Source organism: Micromonospora sp. NPDC050686 (genome assembly GCF_040654475.1).
Taxonomy (GTDB): Bacteria; Actinomycetota; Actinomycetes; order Mycobacteriales; family Micromonosporaceae; genus Micromonospora.
In genome coordinates, this window is sequence record NZ_JBFAID010000037.1 from 40231 (window position 1) to 62129 (window position 21899).

The 21899-nt window shown below is 72.9% G+C and carries 22 protein-coding genes; 17 read left to right on the forward strand and 5 right to left on the reverse strand.

The genetic code is table 11. The features are described from left to right. Nucleotides 1-3 precede the first annotated feature (3 nt). The 4 genes from AB0H57_RS22025 to AB0H57_RS22040 all read left to right on the forward strand — a co-directional run bounded on the left by AB0H57_RS22025 (nucleotide 4) and on the right by AB0H57_RS22040 (nucleotide 4348). Complete coding sequence (locus AB0H57_RS22025; RefSeq protein ID WP_357509241.1) at nucleotides 4-1470, forward strand: MFS transporter; 1467 nt, start codon at nucleotides 4-6, stop codon at nucleotides 1468-1470. Continuing rightward, on the forward strand, nucleotides 1467-2216 hold the full coding sequence (locus AB0H57_RS22030; protein WP_357509243.1) for a glucose 1-dehydrogenase: 750 nt from the start codon (nucleotides 1467-1469) through the stop codon (nucleotides 2214-2216). The genes AB0H57_RS22025 and AB0H57_RS22030 overlap by 4 nt, the downstream gene beginning before the upstream one ends. Nucleotides 2217-2427: 211 nt before the next feature. Continuing rightward, nucleotides 2428-3837 carry a peroxidase family protein gene (locus tag AB0H57_RS22035; protein WP_357509245.1) on the forward strand — a complete coding sequence of 470 codons (1410 nt, stop codon included), beginning with the start codon at nucleotides 2428-2430 and terminating at the stop codon, nucleotides 3835-3837. A 127-nt stretch (nucleotides 3838-3964) separates the two neighbouring features. Next, a complete protein-coding gene (locus AB0H57_RS22040) occupies nucleotides 3965-4348 on the forward strand; it encodes a VOC family protein (RefSeq protein ID WP_357509247.1) in 384 nt (127 codons plus the stop codon). A gap of 81 nt (nucleotides 4349-4429) precedes the next feature. Here AB0H57_RS22040 and AB0H57_RS22045 read toward each other — a convergent pair whose 3' ends face one another. Beyond that, nucleotides 4430-5452, reverse strand: coding sequence for a hypothetical protein (locus tag AB0H57_RS22045; RefSeq protein WP_357509249.1), 1023 nt, complete (start codon nucleotides 5450-5452; stop codon nucleotides 4430-4432). Between the two features lie 14 nt (nucleotides 5453-5466). Next, nucleotides 5467-6111, reverse strand: a complete 645-nt coding sequence (locus AB0H57_RS22050; protein ID WP_357509251.1) for a hypothetical protein — start codon at nucleotides 6109-6111, stop codon at nucleotides 5467-5469. Nucleotides 6112-6256: 145 nt separating this feature from the next. On the opposite strand from AB0H57_RS22050, the gene AB0H57_RS22055 reads away from it, so the two are divergent. After that, nucleotides 6257-7045 (forward strand): ester cyclase, encoded by a 789-nt coding sequence (locus AB0H57_RS22055; protein ID WP_357509253.1) that lies wholly within the window; start codon nucleotides 6257-6259, stop codon nucleotides 7043-7045. Between the two features lie 65 nt (nucleotides 7046-7110). Here the strand turns inward: AB0H57_RS22055 and AB0H57_RS22060 are convergent, their stop codons facing one another. Then, entirely contained in the window at nucleotides 7111-7689 is a 579-nt protein-coding gene (locus tag AB0H57_RS22060; protein WP_357509255.1) for a PadR family transcriptional regulator, read from the reverse strand. A gap of 140 nt (nucleotides 7690-7829) precedes the next feature. Between AB0H57_RS22060 and AB0H57_RS22065 the strand changes: the two genes are divergently transcribed. Next, on the forward strand, nucleotides 7830-8693 hold the full coding sequence (locus AB0H57_RS22065) for an SRPBCC family protein (RefSeq protein WP_357509257.1): 864 nt from the start codon (nucleotides 7830-7832) through the stop codon (nucleotides 8691-8693). Between the two features lie 304 nt (nucleotides 8694-8997). Here the strand turns inward: AB0H57_RS22065 and AB0H57_RS22070 are convergent, their stop codons facing one another. Then, nucleotides 8998-9801 (reverse strand): class I SAM-dependent methyltransferase, encoded by an 804-nt coding sequence (locus tag AB0H57_RS22070; RefSeq protein WP_357509259.1) that lies wholly within the window; start codon nucleotides 9799-9801, stop codon nucleotides 8998-9000. Continuing rightward, nucleotides 9798-10379, reverse strand: coding sequence for a nitroreductase family protein (locus AB0H57_RS22075; protein ID WP_357509261.1), 582 nt, complete (start codon nucleotides 10377-10379; stop codon nucleotides 9798-9800). The genes AB0H57_RS22070 and AB0H57_RS22075 overlap by 4 nt, the downstream gene beginning before the upstream one ends. 436 nt (nucleotides 10380-10815) lie before the next feature. Here AB0H57_RS22075 and AB0H57_RS22080 point away from each other — a divergent pair, with 436 nt between their 5' ends. The 11 genes from AB0H57_RS22080 to AB0H57_RS22130 all read left to right on the forward strand — a co-directional run bounded on the left by AB0H57_RS22080 (nucleotide 10816) and on the right by AB0H57_RS22130 (nucleotide 21883). Continuing rightward, nucleotides 10816-12435 carry a peptidase S9 gene (locus AB0H57_RS22080; protein WP_357509263.1) on the forward strand — a complete coding sequence of 540 codons (1620 nt, stop codon included), beginning with the start codon at nucleotides 10816-10818 and terminating at the stop codon, nucleotides 12433-12435. 80 nt (nucleotides 12436-12515) lie between these two features. Further along, a complete protein-coding gene (locus tag AB0H57_RS22085) occupies nucleotides 12516-13379 on the forward strand; it encodes a class I SAM-dependent methyltransferase (protein WP_357509265.1) in 864 nt (287 codons plus the stop codon). A gap of 23 nt (nucleotides 13380-13402) precedes the next feature. Continuing rightward, on the forward strand, nucleotides 13403-13648 hold the full coding sequence (locus tag AB0H57_RS22090) for a hypothetical protein (RefSeq protein WP_357509267.1): 246 nt from the start codon (nucleotides 13403-13405) through the stop codon (nucleotides 13646-13648). Next, nucleotides 13645-14625: a DUF1702 family protein gene (locus AB0H57_RS22095; protein WP_357509268.1), complete on the forward strand. Its 981-nt coding sequence runs from the start codon at nucleotides 13645-13647 to the stop codon at nucleotides 14623-14625. The genes AB0H57_RS22090 and AB0H57_RS22095 overlap by 4 nt, the downstream gene beginning before the upstream one ends. A gap of 70 nt (nucleotides 14626-14695) precedes the next feature. Next, a complete protein-coding gene (locus AB0H57_RS22100; RefSeq protein ID WP_357509270.1) occupies nucleotides 14696-16561 on the forward strand; it encodes a VCBS repeat-containing protein in 1866 nt (621 codons plus the stop codon). Further along, entirely contained in the window at nucleotides 16558-17796 is a 1239-nt protein-coding gene (locus tag AB0H57_RS22105) for an L-seryl-tRNA selenium transferase (protein ID WP_357509272.1), read from the forward strand. Before AB0H57_RS22100 ends, AB0H57_RS22105 begins: the two co-directional genes overlap by 4 nt. An 85-nt stretch (nucleotides 17797-17881) precedes the next feature. Continuing rightward, nucleotides 17882-18523, forward strand: coding sequence for a hypothetical protein (locus tag AB0H57_RS22110; protein ID WP_357509274.1), 642 nt, complete (start codon nucleotides 17882-17884; stop codon nucleotides 18521-18523). A 103-nt stretch (nucleotides 18524-18626) separates the two neighbouring features. Beyond that, nucleotides 18627-19091 carry a hypothetical protein gene (locus AB0H57_RS22115; protein WP_357509276.1) on the forward strand — a complete coding sequence of 155 codons (465 nt, stop codon included), beginning with the start codon at nucleotides 18627-18629 and terminating at the stop codon, nucleotides 19089-19091. A gap of 2 nt (nucleotides 19092-19093) precedes the next feature. Then, nucleotides 19094-19540 carry a hypothetical protein gene (locus tag AB0H57_RS22120; protein WP_357509278.1) on the forward strand — a complete coding sequence of 149 codons (447 nt, stop codon included), beginning with the start codon at nucleotides 19094-19096 and terminating at the stop codon, nucleotides 19538-19540. A gap of 192 nt (nucleotides 19541-19732) precedes the next feature. Then, nucleotides 19733-20308, forward strand: coding sequence for a nuclear transport factor 2 family protein (locus tag AB0H57_RS22125; RefSeq protein WP_357509280.1), 576 nt, complete (start codon nucleotides 19733-19735; stop codon nucleotides 20306-20308). 108 nt (nucleotides 20309-20416) lie between these two features. After that, nucleotides 20417-21883, forward strand: a complete 1467-nt coding sequence (locus AB0H57_RS22130; protein ID WP_357509282.1) for a phosphoesterase — start codon at nucleotides 20417-20419, stop codon at nucleotides 21881-21883. Nucleotides 21884-21899 lie beyond the last annotated feature (16 nt).

A 21899-nucleotide genomic window follows, 5' to 3' on the forward strand; every position in this document is an offset into this window, starting at 1 on the left:
TTCATGGCCATCCCGGTCGACCCGCCCCGGCGGCCCGCGCGCTGGTGGGCGCTGACGCTGCTCTGCTTCGTACAGTTCATGCTGGTCGTGGACGACACGGTGGTGAACGTCGCGCTGCCCTCGATCCGTGAAGACCTGGGCTTCTCCGCCACCGGGCTCGCCTGGGTGGTGAACGGCTATCTGCTCGCCTTCGGCGGGCTGATCCTGCTCGGCGGGCGCGCCGGCGACCTGGTCGGGCACCGGCGGGTGTTCCTCGTCGGCGTCGCCGTCTTCGCCGTGGCCTCGCTCGCCTGCGGCGTCGCGCAGGAGCCCTGGCAGCTGGTCGTGGCCCGGTTCCTGCAGGGCGTCGGCGGCGCGCTCGCCTCGCCGACCGCCCTCGCGCTGATCACGCTCATCTTCGCGGAAGGTGCGGAGCGGGCCAAGGCCATCGGCCTCTGGGGCGGCATCGCCGCCCTCGGTGGCATCGTCGGCTACGTGTTGTCGGGCCTGCTCACCGACCTGGTCTCCTGGCGGCTGGTCTTCCTGATCAACCTGCCGGTGGCGGTCGTCGTGCTCGCGCTGGTGCCGATGCTGATCCCGCCCGCGGCGACCGCCTCGCGGCACCGGGTCGACGTCCCCGGCGCGGTGACCGCAACGGTCGGCCTCGCCGCCCTGGTCTTCGCGCTGCTGGAGGCGCCCGCCGCCGGCTGGGGCAGCGTCCGCGCGCTCGTCCCGCTGGCGGTCGCCGTCGTGCTGCTCGCGGCGTTCCTGCTGCAGGAACGCCGGGTCGCGCACCCGCTCGTGCCGTTGGGGTTCTTCGCCAACCGCACGCGCAGCGCGGCGAACGGCACGATGATGCTCTTCACCACCGGCCTGTTCGCGATGTTCTTCCTGCTGACCCTGCACGTCCAGGAACGACTGGACTGGTCGCCGCTGGAGACCGGGCTGGCATACGTGCCGATGGCGGTGACCCTGCTGATCGGCATCTCGCTGTCGCAGCGGCTGGGCGGGCTCATCGGAGCGCGGGCGGTGCTGATCCTGGGGCCCCTGCTCACCGCGGCCGGGATGTTCTACCTGTCCCGCATCGACGGGACCGACCGGTACCTGACGGACATCCTGCCCGGGATGATGCTGGTCGCGCTGGGCGCCGGGCTCGCTGTGCCGGTGCTCGCCACCGCGGCGATGTCCGCCACCACCGCCGAGGACGCCGGGCTCGGCTCGGGGATGCTGACCGTCGCCCAGCAGATCGGCGGGGCGGTCGGCCTGGCCCTGCTGGTCAGTCTCGCCGGCCTGCGATCCCGGCAGATGCTCGCGGGCGGCGCCGCGGCGGATACCGCCGCCATCGGCGGAGCCGTGCTCGCCCTTCAGGTCGCGGCCGGGATCCTTGCCGTCGCGGCCCTGCTCACCCTCGCCATCCGGCAGCCGCGACCGGCCGCGCCGCCGGCCACGAGCGACAGTCCGGACCGTACGTCGATCGGAGTCACCTCATGAATCGCCTACCAGGAAAAGTCGCGCTGGTCACCGGCTCGACCTCCGGCATCGGCCGGGCCATCGCCACGGGATACGCGGCCGAAGGTGCCACCGTGGTGGTGCACGGCCGCGACAAGGAGCGGGCCGACGCCGTCGTCGAGCGGATCAGGGCCGCCGGCGGGCGGGCCGAGGCCGTGCTCGCGGACCTGTCCCGGCCGGGGGAGGCCGATCGGCTGGTGCGAGCGGTGCTCGACAGCCACGGCGGAATCGATGTCGTGGTGAACAACGCCGGCGTGATGAGCATGGGCACCGCGGAGCAGGTGACCGAGGAGGTCGTCGACCAGGTGCTCGCGATCAACTTCAAGGCGCCCCTGTTCGTCACCCGGGCCGCCCTGCCGTCCCTGGCAGAACGGGGCGGATCGGTCGTCAACGTCACCACGGCGGGCGCGCACCGGGGCTCGCCGGGCGGCGCCGTCTACGCTGCCGCAAAGGCCGCCCTGCACCTGCTGACGGTGAGCTGGGCAGCCGAGTTCGCCCCCCGGGGCGTACGGGTCAACGAGCTGATCCCCGGGGCGACCCGGACGCCGATGATGGCGCCCCTGCTGGATGCCCCCGAGGTGCAGGCCATGCTGGCGCAGCGGATCCCGGCCGGCCGGGTGGCCGAGCCGGAGGACCTCGTCGGGGCGGCCGTCTTCCTCGCCTCAGCCGAGGCGAGCTACGTGACCGGGGCGGTGCTCGCCGTCGACGGCGGTTTCCTCGCCGGTTGAGCCGGCCCACGGGACCCGCTCGAGGATCCGCAAGCCGTGAGAAGGCCCGGGCACCGGACGGTGGCTATCAATTGCGGAGTGGGGCGCGACCACGTGTCGCGTCCCCCTTCCATCAGCCTCCGAAGGGATTGCCATGCGGCACGGCGTCACCCAGCACCGCGGCCTCCACGTTCCCCCGGGGAACACGGCACAGCACGGACGGTTCGGCAGGATGTTTCCAAACCTGCCGCCCCGTCGCCCGACCGGCCTGCCCCTGGCCGAGGAGTACGGACTGCCCGGCGGCCGGTTGGACGCGGGCGAGATCACCCCGGACAAGCTCGGCCCGGTGGACACCGGCTTCGTCTACCTCGCCCAGTTCATCGACCACAACGTCACCTTCGACCCGACCACCGTCCTCAACCAGCAGGTGGACCCGGAAGCCGTCCAGGCGTTCCGGCCGCCCCGGCTCGACCTCGACGCGCTCTACGGCGCCGGCCCCACCGTCGACCCCTACCTCTACGACCAGGCGTCGCACGGCACCAAACTGGTGCTCGGGCCCGGTGGGATCGACTTCGCCCGCACGCCCGACGGGGTGCCCCTGATCGGGGACCCGCGAAACGACGAGAACATGCTGATCGCCCACATCCACATGGCGTTCATCAGGTTCCACAACCGGGTGGTGGACGGCCTGGCCGACGGCAGCCTGACCGACGCGGTCGGCGACCGCTTGCGGCCCCGCCCGGCCGCGCCCGCTGACGCGCCGGCCGGTCGGCTCGACGACCTGCTCTCGCTCGACAACTACTACAACGAGCTGCTCTACAAGGCGCAGCAGCTGGTCCGCTGGCACTTCCAGTGGATCGTGGTGCACGAGTACCTACCGCTCTTCGTCGGGCAGCACGTGGTCGACGACATCTTCGAGAACGGGCTGCGCTTCTATGACCCCCGTCCGGTGCCGTACATCCCGGTGGAGTTCGCGGTCGCCGCGTTCCGGGTGATGCACTCGACCGTGCTGCCCCGCTACCAGATCAACGAGAAGTTCCACATGCCGCTGTTCCCGGCCGACCGCAACGCGGCCACGAGCCCGCGGGCCGACCTGCGGGGCGGGCGGATCCTGCCCGAGCACTCGGTCGACTGGTCGTTCTTCTTCCGGACCGACCCGAACCGGGTCCCGCAGCGGGCCAAGGCGTTCGGCGCCTCGCTCGCTCCGGTACTGCTCAACCTGCCGTTCGTCGCGGTGCCCGGGGCCAAGGAGGGTGCCCTGGCGAAGTCGCTCGGCTCGCTCGCGGTCCGGAACATGCTGCGCAGCGAGGCGCAGCAGCTTCCGTCGGGTCAGGACGTCGCGCGGGCCATGGGCGAGGTGCCGCTCTCCGACGAGTTGCTGGAGTTCGACGGCCCTGCCTACCTCTGGTACTACATCCTCAAGGAGGCGGAGGTGCTCGCCGGCGGGCACCGGCTGGGCCCGGTCGGCGGCCGGCTCGTCGCCGAGGTGCTGCTCGGGATCCTCAAGGCGGACCCGATGTCGTACTGCGCCGCCTACCCGGCCTGGCGGCCCACACTGGCCGGCCAGAACGGCGACTTCGGCATGGTCGAGCTGCTCCGGTTCGCCGGTCTGGCGCCGCGCCGATCCGGCGCCGGGGATTGACGGCGTCCCTACCCGTGTCCGGCTGGCGCTGGCCGTACGACTCGTGCACTATGACTGACAGTCATAGTGCACGAGTCGTGGAGCGCCCGGGCCGGCCGGCCGACGGGCGGATCAGACGGAGGTACCTGTGGAACGCGTGACGGGCATCGGTGGTCTCTTCTTCCGAGTCAAGGACCCGACGGCGATGACGAAGTGGTATGTCGACCACCTCGGCCTCACCCCACCGCCCACGCCCGAGGAGGACCGGGACTGGTGGCAGGAGCAGGGCCCCACCGTCTTCGCGCCGTACGGCGCCGATGTGGAGGAGGAGACCGGGCAGTCGGTCCGCCTCAACTTCCGCGTCCGTGACCTGCCGGCGATGCTCGGGCAACTGCGCGCCGCCGGCGTGGAGGTGAGCCCCGAGGCGGAGGAGTACCCGGAGGGCCGGTTCGGCTGGGCGATCGACCCGGAGGGCAACCGGATCGAGCTCTGGGAACCCGCCCCCGACCGGCTCAAGCCGCCGACCGGCTGACCGGCGTACGGCACGACGACGGGGTGGGGCCGCCAAGGCGACCCCACCCCTGCTGTCGGTCGACGTCCTAGCCCGCCCGCCTCACGGCGAGGGCGGCGAGGTCCGGTAGAGGCGGTTCGGCGTGTCGTCGAGGAAGTCCCGCGGGTCCAGCCGGAAGCCCGTGAAGCGGTAGGGCAGGATCCGGTGCTCCTCGCCCGCGGTCCGCGGCTGGACGTGCTGCCGCAGCGCGTACCACAGGCTGACGTCGTTCTCCTCGCCCACCGACGCGCCGGCCTCGGCGGCGTACCGCGAGGTCAGGGCACTGTCGTCGGTGCCGACCTCGTAGCCGTCGTCCAGGTTGCCCCGGTACGGCACGACCCAGACGTCGGCGCTGCTGGTCCTGCCGTCCGGGCCGACGTTCGAGCCGGGCAGCACCTCGTAGGAACGGAGCAGGCCGTTCGGCTTGGGCGCGTCGCTCGCCACCCGCAGCCGGGAGCCGGCCTCCAGGGTGTGCGCACCGCGCGGCAGGTCGCGCCAGTCGGCCGCCCCCCGGGCTCCGACCTGGACGGTGTTGCCGCCGATGGTCGCCACGTCCGGGTCGAGCCGGTAGTAGTGGTGGTGGGTGTGTGGCAGTCCCGCCACCGTGCCGGCGGCCGGTCGGCCGCCCACGCCCACCGACGCGGCGATGACACCGTCCTCGAAGAGCTCCCACCGGTGCACGTACTGGTAGTCACCGGCCTGGAACTTCGCCCAGAACGCGACCTTGGCCGGCTCGATGCCGCTGGGGCCGTACCGCTCGACGTGGACCGCGCCGGTCGGGTTGGCGGCGGCGTCGTACTGGCTGTCGTTGGTGGCGATCGCCGTGGGGGGCAGGTTGCCCGCGGCCGCGTTGGGCGCGGTCGGCACCAGCGGCACCAGGGGTGATCCGCCACCCTGGGCGCCGAGGCCGTTCTTGGCCACGCCGTGCGGCGTGCCGTAGTCGACCAGGGTGAAGGCCAGCTCGCCCCGGAACAGGACGGGCCGGCCGTCGAAGTGTGCGTGGGCCAGCCGGAGCCCGGTGCCCTGCATCGTGTTGATCGAGTATCCGAAGGTCCAGTTGGCGTGGGTGATGTAACCGCCAGGCATTGGTTTTCTCCTCGTCAGTTGTGGGGAGCCTGGGTCTGCGGCCCCGACGCGGTGCCCCGCGCCTCTTCGGTCGGGACGACCTCGCGGGTGCTCAGGTCCACCGCCGCCTGCCCGACCCGGGTCGGCTCGTCGCCGCGGGACCAGAAGTAGAGCTGGAAGAGCCGGTGGCCGTAGCGGGGGTGCTCCTCGATCTGGGCCGCCCGGGCCGGCAGGGCGACCATGTCGACCGGGCCGCGGGCGCGCAGTCCGTCGTACCGGGCGTCGGCCACGACCAGCTCGTACGCCTCCTCCCGCTCCTCGGCGGTCAGCGCCGGCTGGACCCCCGGCCGCTCGACGATCGCCTCCACGACGCCGGCCCGCAGGTCCAGCACGGCGATGACGAGGACGCTGCGGTCGTAGTCGTAGATGACTGCCTCGGCGAGGCGGACCGACACCTGGGCGTCGGCGACCTTCTGCTCCTCCTCGCGGAACTCGATGTCGATCAGCCGGTGCCGGTTGCCGCCCAGTCGCTCGGCGACCAGCGGATCGGCGTCGATCGCATCGGCCACCCGGTCCTTGATCTGGTCGAGCAGGTCGAGGAAGACGGAGGTGGAACCAGGCTGGTCCTGGACCAGTTCGAGAAGTTGGCTTACTTCGTGGGAATGCAGCAGTGCGGGCATTCTGTCCTTCCTCACAGTAATGCGGCCGTGGGCGGCGGCGCTTTCCCCCGCCGAAGATCGGCGGCAGCCGCGCGCCGGCCTGCTTTGAAATGGTTACCGATCTCCGTTTCAGAGACATGGCGCACCGATCTCCATCCATTGGTAGGTGGCCCCGGTCGGCACCGCTTCTTCCCCCTTGCTGCGTGGCGCGACGGGGAACCTGCAACGACCGGTCCGCACGCCGCGCAAGCTGCGAGAAGTCCGGCCGATTCCGGAGGAGTACGAATGGAGGCGCGTCGCGTCAGAATGGGAGGACCACGTGAATGACCTGCGCGTGTTCGGCGAACAACTCCGGACGTTGCTGAGTGGGCTGCTGGGATTTGGGGACCCGGGAGCGCCGGAACGCAACACCCGACTGATCCACCAGATTTTCGAATGGTACAACCAGGGTGATCTCGATTCCATCGTGGAGAGCGTCACCGACGATTTCGAACTGCACGACGTACCGGCCGGGGAGATCTACCGCGGGCCGGACGGCCTGCGCCGCTGGTTCTCGATCTCGAAGACCGCACTGCCCGAGGCCCGGCTGTTCATCACGAACCTGGTCGCCGCCGGCGACAAGGTGGCGAGTGAGCACGCCGGCGGGGGCCTGCAGACCGGTCCGCTGGAGGTGCCGGGCGGCACGATCCCGCCGACCAACCGCCTGGTGAAGGCCGAGGTGGCCGAGACGTTCGAGTTCCGCGACGGGCGGATCTTCCGGTGGCGCGTCTACTACGACGGCGCGGCACTGGCCTCGCAGTTGCTCGGGGCCACGGCGGGCGGCCCCACCGGGTCGACCGGCTCCACCCCGGACGGGACCGGCCCGGGGACGGGACCAGCTTCCGGTGGTGCCGGGCCGTCCGGTGGCGCCGAGGCCACCCGACCGGCATCGGGTGGCGCCGCCGCGCGCGACTGACGCCGGGTACCGGTGCCGCGGGGCCCGTCCGGACGGACGGGCCCCGGTCGTGCCGACCGGCGGTCTCAGTCTTCCGCGGTCGGTGGGTGGAGGCGGTCGAGTTCGGCGAGCACCGCCTCGACCGCTGCGGTCTCCGCGGCGTAGTAGGCCTGACCCCAGACCGCGACGAGATGGGGGTACTGGAAGGCGGGCAGCAGTCCGCGGCCGACCTCGCCCAGATCGGTGCGCTGCTCCCGCAGCCAGCACAGGTAGCCGCGCAGGGTGCGGCGCAGCTCGTCCGGCTCGGCCTGTTGGCCGAAGAAGAGGCGGAGCATCACGCTGTGCTTGATCACCGGAGGATCCACCTCGTCCCGACCCAGCCACGCCCGCAGGGCGGTCATCCCGGCGTCGGTGATCCGGTAGTACCGCTTGGTCTGCGGGCCGGGCTGCGGTTCCTGCCGCTCGCTGATGTAGCCGTGCGAGAGCAGCCGCCGCAGCTCGCTGTAGACCTGGCTCTGCGCCGGGCTCCAATAGAAGAAGCGCATGTTCTTGGACCACTTGCGCAGGTCGTAGCCGGTCAGCTCGCGCCCGAAGGAGAGCAGGCCGAGAACCGCGTACGCGGTGGCCGGCAGCTCGGGAGCCCCGGATCGGGGATGATCTGCCACGTTGGTCCTCCTTGCGGTGAGCAGCGGCGCCTTCCACTATGACTATTAGTCCTAGTGCGTGGCCCATGATGTCGGGGATGCGAAGCTGCCGGAGGATCTTCCCACCCTCGACTCGGGGCCGGTCAACGGAGGGAGCCGGCATGGCACCGGCAGGTCTGATGGTGTACGCGACGGTCAACGCCCGCCCGTCGGCGGTCTATGCCGCCCTGACCGAGCGCGAGGCGTTGGCCGCGTGGTTCGCCGAGCGGGTCGACCCGCAACCCGGCGCGGGGCGCCTCCGCATCGACGGCAGGTTCACCCCCGGGTGGGCCAGCGGCAGCGTACGGACCGTGCACGCGAAACCCGGCCAGCGCCTGGTGCTGTGCTGGGAGGCCGGCCCCGGGTCACCCCTCGGCATCGACCTGGTGGCGGTGCCGTCGGGACGCACCGTCGTCCGGTTCGTGCAGAGCTCGCCGCCGCGCCGCGGTCCCGACGACCCCTCAGCCCTCGACTTCTGGTGCCTCGCGGTGGGCAACCTCGCCAACCATCTGGAGGGTCGCCGGATCGTCCGGCATGACTTCGCGCGGCCCCGCCGCGGCATGGCCCAGGCGGAGACCGTCCTGGCCGTCCCCGCCCGCCGGGTGTACGCGGCCCTGACCGTGCCGGCGGAACTGGAACGGTGGATCGCCGCCACCGCCGTGGTGTCGCCCATCGTCGGCGGCCGGTACGACTTCGGCTGGGGGGACGACGTCGGACCCCGATCCATCGTCGACCTGGAGCCCGCCCGGTCGCTGACCTACACCTGGCGGGAGCGCGGGCACCGGGACAGCCTCGTGCGGTGGACGCTGCGGTCCGCCGGGGGCGGCACGAGTGTGCGGGTGCAGCACGAGCTGGCCGGCCGCCCGGCCGAGCGGCACCAGATCGGCTGGGAGAACTTCCTCATCGACCTGCAGCGGATGCTCGAGGTCGAGGGGGACTGGCAGCGCAGCGTGTGGCAGGACGAACCGGTCGGCGCGGAGGCCTGAGGCAACGACGATCGCGCCGGCGGTCGGAAGGGAGACGAACAATGGAGCGGGTACTCGGCATCGGGGGATACTTCTTTCGGCCGAAGGACCCGGAAGGGCTGGCCCGGTGGTACCGGGACAACCTGGGCACCTCGCCGGACGACCTGGACGGCTACTGGTTCCAGCGGGGAGGTCCGACGGTTTTCGCGAGACGGACGACAACGGGCGGTTCGGCTGGGCGACGGACCCCGAGGGCAACCGCTTCGAGCTGTGGGAGCCCGCCGTCGACGTCTCCGATCCGGCCGACCGGACGTGACGGCCCGCCTCATGCCCGACCGGGTTCCGCCGACGACCGGGTCGCGCTGATCGCCCAGAAGCCGGACCGGCCGTTGCGCAGGTCATCCTGCGCGGCCCGGATCAGCGCGAGGAGCTGGTCGGCGCCCGACGGCCGGATGTGCCGGACCACCTCGCGGTGCCGCCGGATCAGCGCGAGCTGCGCCGAGCGGAGCGCGTACGCCGCCTCGTCCGAGATGTCGACCGACCGGATCCCGCCGAAGCCGGCCCGGCGCAGCCGGGCCTCCAGCCCCGCCGGCGCGGTGCCGAGGGGCCGGGCGGGCCGACGTCGGACCACCTCGCTGAGCATGAGCCGGCCCCCGGGGGGCAGCGCGAGCCCCGCCAGACGCAGCACGGTGGCCGGGTCGTCCCCGGCGCGGGCCGGTTGGAGTGCCAGCACCCGATCGTAGGGTGGGCCGGGCGTTCCTTCCGGCGACGAACCGGCGATCCGGATCGGCGCCGCCGTGCCGGCCGGCAGCGCCCGGATCCGGCGCCGGGCGTGACCCAACCGGACCGGGTCCGGCTCCATGGCCCGCACCGGGCAGCCGAGGCGCAGGGCGAGGTAGCGGCACGTCTCCCCGGCGTCGCCGCCGAGGTGCAGGACCCGGTCCTGGGCACGTAGCGGCAGCTCGTCGATCGCCCGCTCGATGAGCGCCGGCCCGGCGTACGAGCCGAACTCCCAGCCCTGGTGCGCCGGCCCGTACCAGATCAGTCGCCACAGCTCGTCCGTCGCCCAGTCCCCGGGCCAGGTCAGCGCGGCCGTGGTCGGCGTCGCCGTGGTCGCCGCGGCGGTCACGAGGCCCGCCGTGCATCCGCGGGCGCGCCCCACCGGCCGGTGAAGGCGATCTCCGCCAGCGGCAGCCGGGAGCGGGGTGGGGGAGCGCCGGAGGGATCGTCGGCCGCGCGGCCGACGGCGAGGACGACGAACGGCTCGAACTGCTCCGGTACCTCGAACTCCGCCACCAGCGCCCGGCGGCGGAACCCGCCGAGCTGCACGGTGTGCCAGCCCGTGGCCCGGGCCTGCACGCTGAGTCGGGCGACCGCGAGACCCAGCTCGTACTCGGTGCCGACCAACGGACCGCCGTCGACGCCGCGGGCCTGGCGCAGGGCCAGGATCAGCGCGCCGGCGTCGCGGGCGATCGTGCGGTTCGCCGGGGCCAGCGCGCGGTGCAGCTCCTGGAAGGTGCGGTCGCCGTTGCGTCCGACCAGGAAACGCCAGGGCTGCCGGTTCCACCCGGAGGCGGTCCACCGGGCCGCCTCCAGCAACCCGGCCAACCGGGTCCAGGGCAGCACCGAGCCGTCGAAGACCTGGGTGTTGGCCGCGGGGGCCAGCAGCGGGTGCACGACGTCGATCGCGACCGAAAGCCCATTCATGCGTGGGATCCCCTCCCCGGCCGGCGAAAGGCCGGCCACCACTTCCGCGCAATTCAAGGGCGTTGGCGAGGGTCGCTCCACCTGAATCTTGCTCAACTGTCCGGTGTCGATACCAGCAAGATCCGAGAAGTTCGCCGTACGCCCCTCCGTATACGAATTGATCGCCGTGTTCGGCGCGCAGCCGCAAGTCGAGCGGCGGGTGATTCAGGAGGTTTGGCGTGCGATTCTGTGCAGCGGTCTTTCGTCGACCCGGCGGGCCGTCCCGGCCTGATCGGCCTGTGCCGTGAAGCGGGCGGCAGGCAGCGGAGGCGTCGCTGGGGCGGAGGGGGAGGGATTTCGCCTGCGCCGCCTCGCCGTCGATCCGAACGGCTCCGGGGACGGGGCGATATCGCCCGACGGAACGAGGTTCGTCGCCTCCTCGAAACGGAACGGTTCCGTGAATCTGTGGTTCTTCGACCTGCGGACCGGGAAGTGGCAGCAGGGCACGTGGGGGTCCGGTGACGACATCGAGGCGCAATGGTCGCCGGACGGCCGACAGTTGGCCTTCACCTCCTCCCGGGGTGGCCACAAGGCGATCTGGCTGTACCGGCTGAGCGACGGCCAGATCCGGCAGTTGACGTCGGCCGACCACGAGGAGGAGTACCCTTCCTGGTCGCCGGACGGGCGGATGGTCGCCTTCGTCGGCGGCCCGTGGGGCCGTCGGCACTTCCTGGTGGTGCCCGCCACCGGCGGCACGCCTCGCCGGGTGACGACCGACCCGGGTCGTGCCGGCGCCTGCTCCTGGGCGCCGGACGGGCGGTGGCTCGTCTGCCACTCGTACGACACCGGCGCCGGGGCGGTGTGGTTGCTGGACAGCCAGACCGCGGAGGCGATTCCGGTCACCGACGGCTCGTCGTGGGACTACAAGCCGACCATCTGCCCGACCCGGCCGGCGGTCGCCTTCTCCCGCAGCAACGAGGGACGGTCCGTCATCTGGGTGCAACGGCTCGGTGACGGCACCGGCCAGCCGCTCGTCGTCACCGGCGCCGACGACCGCTGGCCCACCTGGACCCGGGACGGCAACCACCTCTTCTTCCACCGCCTGGTCGACGAGGGGGCGGGCATCGCGGTGTGGGACCGGCGGACGAAGACCGTACGGGAGCTCGTGCCGGCCGAGCAGCGGCCCCGCTACGCGTCCTTCGCCCCGGACGGGCGCCGGATCGTGTACGGCACGGAGGCCGGCGGCCGGTCCGCGCTGCGGATCCTGGACCTGGACACCGGGGCCTCGCAGCCCGTACCGGCGGGCGAGGCTGCCTTCCCGACCTGGTCCCCGGACGGCCGGACGATCGCCTGTACGGTTCGGCCCGACCCCGGCTCACGGTGGGAGATCGCGACCGTCGATGTGGCCGGGGGGCAGGTGCGCCTCTGGACGACCGGTCGCACCGACCTGCGTGGACTTCACGCGCCCGTCTCGTTCGCCCCGGACGGGCGGCGCCTGGTGTTCCGCAGCGAGACCGAGCCGTTCGAAGCGAACCTGCTCGTCCTGGACCTGGACAGCGGCCAGCTCACCAACCTCACCGAGGACAGTTGGTGGGACGAGGCCCCGGCGTTCTGCTCCGACGGGCGCAGCGTCGTCTTCATGTCGACCCGGGGCGGGGACTGGACCTGGGGTTTCTACCGCATCGACCTGGACAGCAGGGAGGTCGTGACGGTGGCCGGCCCGGACTACGTCGAGCGCAACAATCCGCAGCCCACCGTGGACGGCCGGATCCTGTCGACCATGGTGGCCTCGAAGGTCGAGGAACTGTACGAACAACTGCCCGACGGCACCGGCCGGGTGGTGACCGAGGCGGGACCGGGGGTCCGCTACCCCGTGCCGTCCCCCGACGGCGAGCAGGTCGTGTTCACCCGTACCCGGACGACCGTCGAGTACTGGCTCGCGGAGAACGTCTGGGCCGCCGACTCGCCGCTCGCCCCACTGGGCCGCCCGCTGGTCGCCGAGGCCGGGGCGCCGGGGGCGATCGAGCAGCCGCCGCTCGGTCCGGTGCGCAGCCCCGTCGACACCCGCCGCAGATGACGGATGTGACCTCGTCCCATCCGGTCGGGTGGGCATCGACCGGCGCGGCCAGCCACCGCGCGCGACAGGAGGAACAGAAGATGACCGACGCACCGGGATGGGCGCCGCACGACGCCGACGCCGCGGCCGAGGAGGACAAGAACCACATCTACGACACGGTGACCGGGCCGATCTGGCGGACGGCCGTCTACGAGCCGGTCCACGGCGGGTGGGAGTTCACCAACATCGCTGGCGCGCGGCTGCTCGACGACGTCGCGGCGGCGTTCCGGATCGGGCCGCTGACCCACGTGCTCGAACTCTGCTCCGGCACCGGCGCGGTCGCCCGGTACCTCAACCAGCGGACCGGTTGCTCCGTCACGGGCGTGGAGATCAACGAGGCCCAGCTCACCGCGGCCCGGCGCGCCCGGGCCGAGGCCGGCCCCCGGATGGCCCGGGTGTCCTACGTGGCCGGGGACGTCACCCGATGGCAACCGGATCGGCTCTACGACCTGGCCCTGGTCATCGACTCGCTGTCCCTGCTGTCGGACCCGGTCGCCGCGCTGCGCAACGCCCGGCGGGCGCTGTGCTCCGGGGGCTGGCTGGTCTTCGCCGACACCGTGGCGGGGCCGGAGCTGACCACCGAGACCGAACGCCGCGCCTGGGACCTCGACGGCCTTCGCCCGCTGCCGGCCCGGCCGCGGTCCGTCGACCTGTTCACCTCGGCGGGCCTGACGGACGTCCGCATGATCGACGCCACCGCCACCGCCGTCGACTGCTTCCGGACCATCGCGGACGCGTTGAGCGAGCGGGCCGACGAGCTCGCCGCGGTGGCCACGGCCGAGGAACTCGCCGACTGGCGCGCCTCGACGCGCTTCTACCTCGACGCCTACCGCACCGGACAGCTCACGTACTGGCACGGGTTCGCCCGCCGACCACGTCGGGCGAGCCTGCCCACGGCGGCCTGATCCGACCTCGACAAGGAGTAGACATGATCTTCAAGCGCGAGCCCGTCATCTTCCAGGTGGCCCTCTTCGCCCTGTTCAACCTGCTGGCCGCGTTCGGGGTCATCGGCTGGAGCTGCGCCCAGATCACCGCCGTGAACGCCGCGGTCGCCGCGGTCTTCGGGGTGGTCACCCGGCAGCTGGTCACCCCCCTTACCGACCCGCGGGACGCGTACGGGCGCCGGCTCGCCGCCGCCGGCGGGGGCTCGGCCGACGATCGGCCCTACCGGTGAGAACCAGTGCGGGCCGGGGCGCGCTGTTCGTGCCGCCCCTGCCGCCGGCGGTCGTGGAACTCGCCGGGCGCCGGCACCGGCGGGGGGAACTGACCACCCGGCTGCTCCTGCAGACCCGCGCGTTCGCCTTCGTCGAGGGCTACGAGCTGAGGCGGCGGGCCGGACGGGCCGGCATCCACGAGGACCTGGCGCGGATCCGGCCCGAGAACCGCGGGTTCGCCTACGAGGGAGCCGCGCTGGCCGCGGCGCTGGCGGACCTCACGGCCCCGCGCCGGGCGCCCGGTCCCGGCGACCCGGGTGGCCGGAACACCCGGCTGGGTAACCTGCTCGACGGTCCCGGCGCCGGCTTCGTGCACCTGATCCACGTCGGCGCCGGATGGTCGGCCGCCGTGCTGCCCTGGCGGGCGGTCCGCCGCCGGCTGACGCTCGACCCGATGCTGCGCTGGCTCGCCCTGGACGGGGCCGGGTTCGCCCGGGGCTTCTTCGGCGGGCCGCGCTGGATCCGCCGGCTGGCCGACCGGCCGGACCGCGAGGACCCGGTCCAGGCGGTGCTCCGGCAGGGGGTGGGCCGCAGCCTGTGGTTCGTCGAGTGTGGTGACGTCGCCGAGATCGGCCGGCAGATCGAGCGGTTCCCGCCGGGCCTGCGGCCCGAGTTGTGGGCCGGCGTCGGCCTGGCCGTGTGTTACGCGGGCGGCTGCGCCGACCGCCAGTTCGAACACTTGCAGGCGCTGGCCGGGAAGGACCGCGCCGCCCTGGCCCAGGGGGCGGCGTTCGCGGCCGAGGCCCGCCGCACCGCCGGTCAGGTGCCGGCACACACCGAGGTGGCGGTCGCCGCGCTCACCGGCGTGCCGGCGTACACCGCGGCCAACTGGGCGCGCGACTCCTACGAACTCGCCCGCGCCGTCGGCCCCGAGATCGATTCCTACCGGTGGTGGCAGCGGGAGATCCGCCGTCGGGCCACCGCCGCGGCCGGCTGAGGCCCTCCGGCCTTCCGGCCCGGTTCGCACCCGCCGGCGGCTTCCGCCGCCACGAGCAGGGAGAAAGCCCATGTCCTTGTCATCGCGTCGCATGCTGCCCGGAGCGCTGGCGACGGTGCTGGTCGCCGTCCTCGGCGTGCTCACCGTCCGGCCGGCGCCCAGTCCGGGCGAGGCGGACGTCCTGGCCGCCCGCTTCGCCTTCGACGTACGCCCGTTGAACAACGCCCCCGCCGGGGGCAGGCACGTTCGTGCCGTCGCGCCCGACCTCTCGGGCATCCGGTCCTGGATCTCCGCCGTGGGCGCCGCCGTCGCGCTGTTCGACGCGGACGGCAACCGGCGCCAGGACGACGTGTGCCTGGTCGACCCGAGGGACGACTCGGTGCGAGTCTTCCCGGTGCCCAGCACCGGCGACCGGTATCCGCCGGCGTCCCTGGTTCCGCCGCCAGGCCCGATCGACCATGTCGCGCCCATGGGTTGCGTACCGGCGGACCTCGACGCGGACGGCGACACCGACCTGATCGTCTACTACTGGGGCCGGTCACCGGTGCAGTTCCTCCGGGCCGGCGCCGGATGGCGTGCGGTGGAACTGGTCCAGCCACCGCAGGTGTGGAACACCACCGCCCTCGCCGTGGGTGATCTGGACGGTGACGGCGCCCCGGACGTGCTGGTGGGCAACTACTTTCCGGACGGTGCCCGGGTGCTCGACCCGGGGGCCGCCGGGGACGGGCGGATGCGGATGCAGGCGGGCATGGCGGACGCCGGCAACGGGGGGACGAACCGAGCGTTCCTCTCCCGTCCCGGCGCCCCGGACACGGCCCCGACCTGGCTCGACGCGTCCACCGGTCTGCCGGACCGGGTCGCCCGGTCCTGGACGCTCGCCTTCGGCCTGCAGGACCTGACCGGAGACCTGCTGCCGGAGGTCTACCTCGCGAACGACTTCGGCCCCGACCACCTGCTGGTGAATCACTCCCGGCCAGGGCGGCTGGACCTGCGGCCGGTCGTGGGGCAGCGCACGGCGCTGATGCCCAAGTCCAAGGTGCTGGGCCGTGACTCGTTCAAGGGCATGGGCGTGACCTACACCTACCCGGACGGCGCCGAACTGCCGACGATCGTGGTCAGCAACATCACTACCCCGTGGGGCCTGCAGGAGAGCAATTTCGCCTTCACCCCGACCGGACCCGGCGCCGACCTGCTCGACGGCCGGCTGCCGTACGAGGACCGCAGCGAACCGTTGGGCGTGTCCCGCAGCGGCTGGGCCTGGGACGTCAAGGCCGTCGACTTCGACGGCGACGGCACCGACGAGCTGCTGCAGGCGACCGGCTTCGTGGCCGGGAAGCGGTGGCGCTGGCCCGAACTCCAGGAACTCGCCATGGCCAACGACCAGGTGCTCCAGCACCCGTGGGCGTGGCCCCACTTCCGGCCGGGTGACGATCTCTCCGGGCACCAGGCCAACGTGCTCTGGACGCGGGGACACGACGGCCGGTACGTGGACGTGGCCGCCCGAAGCGGACTCGGCCACCTGGACGTCAGCCGCGGCATCGCCATCGGCGACGTGGACGTCGACGGCCGCCCGGACGCGCTCGTGGCCAACCAGTGGCAGGACAGCCGGCTGGTGTTGAACCGGTCCCGGTCGGCCACCCAGTCGACGCTGGTCCTCCTGCGGGCCGGCGAGGGCGGGCGGCAGCCCACGGCCGCCATCGGCGCGTCCGTCGTCGGCCGCCCCGCTGACGGCCAGCCGGACCTGCGGGCCCAGCTCTACCCCAGCAACGGGCACGCGGGGGTGTCCAGCCCCGAACTCTTCTTCGCCATCGACCGGACGACCCCGTTCACCGTGTCCTGGCGTACGGCGGGCGGGGTGCGTACCGCAGAGGTGAGCCTGGCGCCGGGGCGGCACGAACTCGTGCTGCACGACGACGGCCGGGTGACGACGCGATGAGGGCCCGGACGAGTCGGCCCACCGCGACACTGACCCGGATCGACGGTGACCTGTTCCCGGCGCGGACCATCGAGCGCCCGCCCCCCGGACCGCAGCCCGGCCCGTCCTCCACCGGTGCGCACGGCCCGGCCCCGACCGGCACGCCCCGTCACGTCATCAACGCCACCAGCATCCTGGTGCATCCCGGCCTCGGTCGGGCCGTACTCTCCGGTTCGGCCCGCCGGGCCGTCGAGGCGGCCGCCGGCGGCACCGACCTGGAGTACGACCTGGACACCGGGCAGCGGGGGCGGCGCGGCCGGGAAGCGGTCGCCGCCCTGCTCGCCGCAGTGCCGACGGCCGCCGCGGCGTACGTGGTCAACAGCAACCCGGCGGCGCTGGTCCTCGCGACGACGGTCCTCGCGCCCGGCCGCGAGGTGGTGATCAGCCGACGCGAGCTGTACGAGATCCGGGACGGCTTCCGCCTGCCCGAGCTGCTCACCTCGACGGGCGCCCGGCTCTGCCCCGTCGGTACGGCGGGCGGGGCCACGCTGGAGGACTACCGCCAGGCGGTGTGGTCCGGCACGGGATGCGCGCTCACCCTCGTGCCGGGCCGGGGCGCCGCGGCCGGGGCGACGGGCCGGCCCGACGTGGCGGCGCTGGCCGGCCTGCACGTCCCGGTGATCGCCGACATCAGCTCGGGCCTCCTGCGTCCCGAGCCGGCGCTGCCCGGTGAGCCGGACGCGGAAACGGCGCTGCGGCAGGGCGCGACGCTGGTCACGGCCAGCGGGGACAAGCTGCTGGGCGGGCCGCAGACCGGGCTGCTGCTCGGCGAGCGGGCGGTCATCGAGCAGGTGCGCCGGCATCCGCTCGCCCGAGCGATGCAGGCGGACAAGCTGGCCCTCGCCGCCCTCTGTGCGACCGTCGCCCACGGCGGCACTCCCACGCTCGCCGCTGTCCGGGCGGTGCCCGCCGACCTGCGGGCCCGCGGTGAGTCGCTGGTCGCCGCGCTGCGGGCCGGGGGAGTGGCCGCCGAGCTGGTCGAGTCCCACGTCACGGTGCTCAGCAGCGCCAGCACCCGGCTGCGCAGCTACGCCCTGGCCGTTGACCAGCGGCTCGCCGGCCGGCTGCGCCGGGGCGATCCCGCCGTGGTGGGGGAACTGCGGGAGGAGCGGCTGCTGCTCGACCTGCGGTCGGTGCCGGCGGGCCTCGACACCGACCTGGCCGTGGCGGTGCTCGCGGCCGCCTCCCGCTCTTGATCAGGTGGGGCAATCCGTGAGAAGTCGCCCCAGCCCGTCGACGCCTAGAAAGGAGTGACCCACCCCGAGCGGACGGAGGAATCACATGACCGGTTCGGCACGCCTCGGCCGTTGCGCCCGGCATCTGCTGGCGGGCGTACGGACGAGTGAGCGGGACCAGCAGGATCTGCTCGCTGCGGTCGACCGGTTCAAGGCCCGGCTGGTGCGCCTCCTGTACGACCAGCCGGCGGCCCGGACCAGACTGGCCGGTGTCCGGCACCACCTGCTCGACGTGGAGGTGGTGCCGGCGCCGGCCAGGCCCTGGCCACGGCCGTCCCGCCGGTACGCCGGCACGGCCCGGATCCGGATCTACGACTACGACGCGGACCTGCTGCTGGAGTTCTTCCTCGAACTGCCGTCCGGCCGCCTCACGGCGGTCACCGGGCGGGTCCGTGCCCGCCCGCCACTGGCCCGCTCCGAGGTGGCCGAGGCGCTCGACCTGCTCCGTGCGGCCGACCGGCTCGGTCCGCTCGCCGAGGCTGGCCGGTGCGTCCTGGTGCCGCGGGTCTCCCGGGCGGCGGTGACCGCCGGCCATCCACGCTGGGGCCACCGCCTCTACACGTTCTTCTTCTGGTCGGCCACCGACCGCCCGGTACGGCTCGGGCAGGCGTCGGTCGACCTGAGCGCGCGCGAGGTGGTCGGGGTCCGGGAGGCGGAGGCCGTGGGGCGGTGGGAGATCCGACCGTAGTCGTGACCAACGCAGCCAGAGAGAGGGATGCATCATGTACGCAGCCGCGCTTCGCCCGTCCGGGCGGTCGAGTTCCGATGACCACGGATCGTGGTAGGCCGCGATGTCCACCTCCGACGTCCGCGACCGCCGCCGTTCCGACCCGGTGCGCAGACCAGGGGCCGGTACGGTCCGACACCCCCACCGGCTGCCGGCCGATCTGCTGCTGGCGGTCGCCGTCGCCGTGCACGCCGCCGTGCTGTGGGTCGAGCCCGGTGTGGTGATCGAGCTCGGGGCGCTGCCGTCGGGCCTGCGGGTCGCGTTCCGGGTGATCGCCCCGGTGTTCGCCACCCTGCTGCTCGGCGCGCAGGTCATGAGCCTGCTGGGCCGGCTAGGCCGGCTCCGGCACCGGATCGTCGCCTGGACGGTGGCGTGGTGGGTGTTCGCGGGCGTGGAGTCGATGCTGGCCGACTGGCGGTCGTCCGTCTGGCTCACCGAACTGTCGGTCGCCTGGCTCGCGACGCACTGCCTGCGGGCCGTCGCCCGCGCGGAGGCCAGGGACCTGCCGAGCGTGGTCCGGGGGAGTTGACGGTGGACTGGCAGTCCGTGGGGGTGCCCGTCGCCGCAGTCTGCACCGCGATCCTGACCTACCTCGGCACCCGGCACGTCGCCAAGGTCGAGCGCAGCCGCGAGGAGGCCCGCCTCGCCGAGGCGGCACGGGACGAGGCGCTCGTCGTCGAGCAGGCCCTGTCGGCGGCCCACGAGCAGGCTCGGGCCGCGATCATCCTCGAGCGCAACGAGCTGTTGGAACGCTGGCAGCGCACCCTCGACGAGGCCCGTGACGACCGCCAGCGCCTGCTCCAGGAACACCGGGCCGAGATCGCCCGGGCCCGGCAGGAGGCGCGGGACGAGGTGGCCAGCGTCCGGGAGAGCGCCCAACTGGTCATCGCCGACCTGCGCGGGCAGCTCGTGCAGCTGCGGTCCGAGGTGCAGGCGAGCCGGAACCGGGACCGGTCCGGCCCGCCGGACGGAAACTGACCCGCCGATCCTTCCGTACGCCGATTGTCCGGCGCACCGCAAGGCGGAAGAAGTACGCCGACCGCTGCGCGATCTACAACAGACTTACCGATCGCCGCACGAGAACGGTCGCACCGAGACCGATTTTTTTTCCGAACTGTTCGCGGGAGGTCGGAGCCCGCCCACGAACACCCAGAGAGGAATGGCGCAGAAATGACAGAGGTACAGAACTTCGGCCGCCAGCTCGGCGATTTCCTCGGTGGTATCTTCACCGACTCCGCGGGTGGCGGCGCCGGGATTTTCCGGCCCGACCCGCAGGCCGAGATCGAGGTCCGGCAGCTTCTCAACGACCTCCAAACCGCTTTCGCCGAGAAGAACGCGGACGCCATCGTCGACAGCCTCGCCGAGGAATTCACCACCTACGAACTCACCCAGGCCGAGGGCCATGCCATCACCATCACGGAGAAGGCCGCCATGCGTGAGTACCTCGACACGCTGTTCCCCGCCGACGGCGAGACGCAGAACAAGACGGTCGGGGTGAGCCAGGTGCTGGCCAGCTCCACCATCGGTCTCACCCGCGAGGACGGCGACGTCGTCATCGCCCGCGCCGACGGCACCTTCGAGCACCAGCCGCTTCGCGCCTCGGCCGTGGCCATCCGCACGGCCGAGGGCTGGAAGTGGCTGCACTGGCACATGTCGGCCGCCGCCCCGCGCTTCCGGGTGAACGCCAACGGCGTGCGGATCCCGATCGAGGGCGCCTCGGCGACCGGTGCTCCGGTCGCTGACTGACGGCCCCGCCGGCGGCTGTGCGTCCGGCTTCGTGACAGAAAGGTGTGTGCAGTGAGTACCTCGGCAGGAAGTTCTCGACGCCAGCCGCCGGCCCCCGACGGTCGCGCCGTGGGCCCGGATCCGACCGAACACGTCAACAACGGAGAGGAGAACAGCTACCCGGGATACGTCGCCTGTTTCAGCAAGGGGCTGCCCCACGACGACACGGGCGAGGTGGACCCGGAGGCGTACCGGCGGCTGCTGCGGGCGCTCAACAGCGCCGAACCGGCCGACTTCGAAGCGGTTCCGCTGGACCCGGCCGGTGGCCGCAAGCTGACCAACCCGCAGGGTGGGCTGGCCTCGAACGCCGACGGCATCGACAGCACCTCCCTCGTCGCGCCGCCGGCGCCTCGGCTGGACAGCCCGGAGAACTCCGGCGACGTGGCCGAGCTCTACTGGATGGCACTGGCCCGGGACGTGCCGTTCGACGAGTTCGACGAGGATCCGACCATCGCGGCGGCCACCGTCGACCTGTCCGGGATGTCGGACTTCCGTGGCCCGAAGGAGGGTGGGGCGGTGACCGCCCGCACCCTGTTCCGCGGCGACACCCCGCAGGACCGCGTCGGGCCGTACATCTCGCAGTTCCTGCTGCGCGACGTGCAGTTCGGCACCCACCGTTACGACCAGCGGCAGGACACCGTGCAGGCGGGTCGGGACTACGTCACCACGTTCGGGACCTGGCTCGCGGTGCAGCGCGGGGTGCCCCGGGGCCTGGCTCCCGAGGACCGGAACCGGGCGGAGACCCGGTACCTGCGCACCCCCCGGGACCTGGCCCACTACGTCCACTTCGACGCGGACGCCAGCCCGTTCCAGCCCTTCCTGAACGCCGGGCTGATCCTGATGCACGAGCGGTCGCCGCTCGACGCGAACCTGCCGTACCACTGGTCGTCGAACCAGGACGGCTTCGCCACCTTCGGCATGCCGCACCTGTTCGATCTGGTCACGTCGGTGGCCGCCCGGGCGCTGCGGGCGACCTGGTGGCAGAAGTGGTTCGTGCACCGCCGGCTGCGGCCGGAGGCGGTGGGCGGGCGGGTGCACGCCCACCTCACCGGCCTGCGCCGGTACGACTTCATCGACCGGGAACTGCTGGAGTCCGAGGCCGTGCAGCGGGTCTTCGCCCGCTACCAGAGCCACCTGCTCCCGCAGGCGTACCCGGAGGGGGCCCCGACGCACCCCTCCTACACCGCCGGCCACGCCACCGCGGCGGCCGCTGCCGCCACCGTGCTGAAGGCCTGGTTCGACGAGACGGCCCCGCTGGCCGGCCCCGTCCAGGTCGACGGTACCGGCACCGCCCTGGTGCCGTACGAGGGCGCGGACGCCGGGCGGATCACCGTCGGCGGCGAGCTGAACAAACTGGCCGCGAACATCGCCATCGGCCGCAACATCGCCGGCGTCCACTACCGCAGCGACTACTCGGCCTCGAGCCGGCTCGGTGAGGCGCTGGCCATCGAGATCCTGCGGCGGCAGAAGTCCTGGTTCAACGAGGACCACTCGTTGACCCTGACCCGGTTCGACGGCACGTCCGTCACCATCTGAGCCCCGTCGCGCCGGC